Annotated in this window: 4 protein-coding genes; 3 read left to right on the forward strand and 1 reads right to left on the reverse strand. The window is 68.0% G+C overall.

Features of this window, described 5'->3' with window-relative positions; all coding sequences use genetic code 11:
* Nucleotides 1–800, forward strand: an 800-nt coding sequence (locus tag RWX45_RS06525) for an App1 family protein (protein ID WP_316022936.1), incomplete at its 5' end; no start/stop codon positions are given.
* A gap of 140 nt (nucleotides 801–940) precedes the next feature.
* Here RWX45_RS06525 and RWX45_RS06530 read toward each other — a convergent pair.
* Entirely contained in the window at nucleotides 941–1795 is an 855-nt protein-coding gene (locus RWX45_RS06530; RefSeq protein WP_316022937.1) for a VIT family protein, read from the reverse strand.
* A 157-nt stretch (nucleotides 1796–1952) separates the two neighbouring features.
* Here RWX45_RS06530 and RWX45_RS06535 point away from each other — a divergent pair, with 157 nt between their 5' ends.
* Both RWX45_RS06535 and RWX45_RS06540 read left to right on the forward strand, forming a co-directional pair.
* Nucleotides 1953–2264: a YtxH domain-containing protein gene (locus tag RWX45_RS06535; protein ID WP_316022938.1), complete on the forward strand. Its 312-nt coding sequence runs from the start codon at nucleotides 1953–1955 to the stop codon at nucleotides 2262–2264.
* 76 nt (nucleotides 2265–2340) lie between these two features.
* Nucleotides 2341–3258: a cation diffusion facilitator family transporter gene (locus RWX45_RS06540; protein WP_316022939.1), complete on the forward strand. Its 918-nt coding sequence runs from the start codon at nucleotides 2341–2343 to the stop codon at nucleotides 3256–3258.
* The last annotated feature ends 1017 nt before the right edge of the window (nucleotides 3259–4275 follow it).

Here is a 4275-nt window from a genome sequence, read left to right on the forward strand (position 1 = left end):
GGGTGAGCGTGCGTACCCGGGCCGACCGGGAGGGGTACGTCGACGTCGTCGTACGCGGGCACGGCCTGCCTCCCGGCTGGCATGAGGCCACCCTGGAGGCGGCGGGCGCCGGAACCGTGACCACCCGGGTGCTCGTCGTCGCTCCCGGACCGAGGCTCGGCGTCGTCTGCGATATCGACGACACCGTCATGGTCTCGCACGTGCCGCGCATGTTCGTGGCCGCCTGGAACCAACTGGTCAAGTACACCTCCTCGCGCGAGCCCGTGCCCGGAATGGCGCAGCTGCTCACGCGGGTGCGGCAGGAGCATCCGGGGGCGCCGATCATCTACCTGTCCACCGGGGCGTGGAACGTGGTACCGACTTACCGCGCTTTCTTCGAACGCAATGGCTTCCCGGAGGGGCCCATGCTCATGACGGACTGGGGGCCGACCAACACCGGCCTGTTCCGCAGCGGTATCGAGCACAAGCGCACGGGGCTGCGTCGGCTCATGATCGACCTGCCGGAAGTCAAGTGGCTGCTCATCGGCGACGACGGCCAGCATGACCCGTTGATTTACGGCGAGGCGGCACGGGAGCACTCCGACCGGGTGGCGGCGGTGGCGATCCGCCGACTCACCCCGACCGAGCAGGTGCTTGCGGGCGCCCAACTCGCGCACCCGACGGGGCTGGCGCCGGAAGTACGTGCCCTAGCGGAGTCAGGGGTGCCGGTCGCCGTCGGCGCGGACGGTTTCGAGTTGGCGCGCGCCCTGCCATCGGAGACGCTCGCCGCGCAGCTGCCCGGACCCTGGCCCGCAGCGTAGCGTCACCGAAACCGGCACTAATAACATGCCCAAACCGGCACTTGTAACGTACCGAGACCGGCACTAATGACGTACCGAGACCGGTCGATATGACGAGGCGGAGACTGCCGTGCCCCAACGCCCGCGGTCCCCGCACGCGATTACACGGCGACGCCGATGAGGTGGCCAATCCCCCAGGTGACAATCATCGCCAGCGCCCCGCCGCAGACGTTGCGCGCCACCGCCGGGCGTGCGGGGGCGCCACCCAGCCGGGCGGAGACCACTCCGGTCAGTGCCAGCCCGAGCAGCACGGCGCCGAAGGTGAGCGGGATCTTGACGCTCACGGGCAGCAGCAGGATGGCCAGCAGCGGCAGCATGGAGCCGACGATGAAGGCGACGGCGCTGGAGAGGGCAGCGTGCCAGGGATTGGTGTAGTCGTCCTCGCGCAGGCCTAGCTCCGCCTCCAGGTGGGCGCCGACGGCGTCGTGAACCGTCAGCTCGCGGGCGACCCGTCGCGCGGTGTCCTCCGACAGGCCCTTGGCACGGTAGTGAGCGGCCAGGGAGTCGACGCCGGCGGTCGGGTCGGCGGCGAGCTGGGTGCGCTGGCGGGTCACGTAGGCGCGTTCGGTGTCCGACTGGGTGGACACCGAGACGTACTCGCCGGCCGCCATCGATACGGCCCCGGCAAGAACCCCCGCAACGCCCGCAGCCATGATGGCGCCGATGTCGGTCGGGGTCGCGGCGGCGACGCCGATGACCAGGCCGGCCACGGAGACAATGCCGTCGTTGGCGCCGAGCACCCCGGCCCGCAGCCAGTTGAGTCGGGACGCCAGGGATGAGGCCGTCTCGGAGGGAGCCACGGGCGGCGGCTGGTACCGGCGCGGGCGAGCGGTGAGCCACAGCGCCGTCGGGCAGGCCGCCTCCGGCTGGACCCGGCCCGCTGACGCGCCCGAGTCTTCCGGGCCGACCGGGAGGTCCGGGGTGGAGGAGGAACGCGGAGTCTGCAACACGTTCATCCTTAAACGGTAAAACCAATCAATCCGCCTGTATAGCAAAGATAGAGTTACCTCAGCTATTCGTCCTCGCGCGTAGTCCGGCGGAGGACGGAGACGGAGCCGGTAGGGTTGCCAACAGGGGTCGCATAGGCGGCACCCGATCTTTCAGGAGGAACTCATGGCGGGCAAGCTCCCCTTTATCATCGGACTCGGCGCCGGTTACGTCCTCGGGACGCGGGCGGGCCGTGCCCAGTACGAACGCATCAAGGCGTCGGTGGCCAAGATTGCCGATCAGCCCTTCGTCCGCGACAAGGTCAGCGCCGCTTCCACCCGCGCCTCGAGCTTCGTGCGTGAGCAGGGCAAGGCCGTGACCGACAAGGTCGCCGACGCCGTCAAGGAGCGCCTGTTCGGCGCGTCCACCTCCGGGCAGGCCCCCGCGAGCGCCCCGGCTGTCACCGTCGACGACGCCGAGGTCCGCCCGGTCAAGTAACCGCACCCGTCCCCGGGCCGCCCCGCGGTGGTGACGCCGCTTTCGCCCGTTGGGTCACCGCAGTCATACTCGGGGGGTGTCCTCTTCGCGCTACGCCCCGCCCAAGGACCTGTCCAGCTACGCCTGGCTGTCCGTCGGTGCGGCCCTAGCCACCATCGCCCTCAAAGCGCTGGCCTGGTGGCTGACCGGCTCGGTCGGGCTGCTGTCTGACGCCGTCGAGTCGCTGGTCAACCTTGTGGCCGCCATCGTCGCGGTCATCGTGCTCAAGATCGCCGCCCGCCCCGCCGACGCCGACCATCAGTTCGGCCACTCCAAAGCGGAGTACTTCTCCTCCGTCTGCGAAGGCGTCATGATCTTCGTGGCCGCCGCCTTCATCATCTTCTCCGCCATCGAGCGCATCATCACCCCGGTCATGCCGGAACGGCTGAGCCTAGGACTGGTGATTTCGGTGGGCGCCTCGCTCATCAACGGCGTGGTGGCCTGGGTACTGCTGCGCAAGGGCCGGGAGGAGCACTCGGCGACGCTCGTCGCCGACGCTAAGCACCTGCTGACTGACGTCATCACCTCCGCGGCCGTGCTGCTCGGGGTGGGACTGGTTGCCGTGTTCCACTCGCCGGTGCTCGACGCCGTCGTCGCCCTGGGCGCGGGACTCAACATTATGTGGACCGGATTCCAGCTGGTGCGAGAATCTGTGGCCGGGCTCATGGACGTGGCCCCGAATGAGGAGGCACTGGCACTCATCAACCGCGTTCTGGATGAGCACCGCCGCCAGGGAGTCGTCGATTTCCACGCAGTGCGAGTGCGGGAGGCGGGCAGCCGCCGCTTCGCCCACATGCACGTGCTGGTGCCGGGCGCGTGGACGGTCAAGCAGGGCCATGACTACACCGAGGGTCTCATTGACGAGCTCGTCGCCGCCGACCCGAGCCTGCGCGTATCGGCCCACCTGGAGCCCATCGAGGACCCCCTGTCCTACGCCGACGTCGAGGACGTTTAGCTGGCTAAGTCTCAACGGCGAGGCATCCCGGACTTGACGTGGTGGGCCACAACGCGCGAGGTGTTCGGCAGTGGCGTATGGCCTATACGACCGGCGCTAGGCAGCGACCACCCCGCGCTTGTCCGTTTACCCCACCCCCTTCACCGAAACCGGCACTAATAACATGCCGAAACCGGCACTTGTAACGTGCCGAAACCGAGCGAAGTTGCTAAGGGCCGGCTAAGTCTTGGCGAGCTGCTCAGGTTTCTTGGGGGCATAGACCTGGAGGGCTATTCATAGGGGCGGACCCTGTGTGCGGTTAGGATGCCGTATCCGCGCAATCATGCGAAAAAACATCGGTTATCTGTGCTCTCTTCCGGCGCTGAGAATAAGCCACCTGGTCATGCGACACCCTCTGACCGGATGTGGCCTCGCCCCAGAGGATGTGGGTCAGGCGGCGTAGCCAGGGCTTCGGACCGGCGGCGACCGTCGGCATGGATCACAAGCAACCCCCAAACCCCCCACTTGGACCGTCTGCCCCCGGTTGGACCGTCTGTCCCCGGTTGGACCGTCTGTCCCCGGTTGGACCGTCTGTCCCCGGTTGGACCGTCTGAGACCATGTCTGGGGCGGTCCAACCGCGCAATGGCGGTCCATCCGCGCTTAAGTGGTCCAACCGCGCGATGACGGTCCAACTGGAGTCGCCGACGACACCCCTGGCGAAAGACCCCGGTCTGCACCGTCCGTCGCCCGGCCGCCGGTTGTCTTGCCGGTGGCCCCGGAGCGCTCAGGACTGGCTGGCCGCCTCTGACAAGGACACAACGCCCACCCTGCCCAACGACGCGGGCCGTGACAACACGAGCGATGCCAAGGCAGCACCCGACTGCCATATCGACCGGTCTCGGCACGTTACAAGTGCCGGTTTCGGCATGTTATTTGTGCCGGTCTCGGCACGTCACAAGTGCCGGTCTCGGCACGTCACTTGTGCCGGTTTCGGCACGTTACAAGTGCCGGTTTCGGTGAAGAGGGCGGGCGGGTGG

It is taken from the genome of Actinomyces sp. MRS3W (genome assembly GCF_032465695.1).
GTDB lineage: Bacteria > Actinomycetota > Actinomycetes > Actinomycetales > Actinomycetaceae > Actinomyces.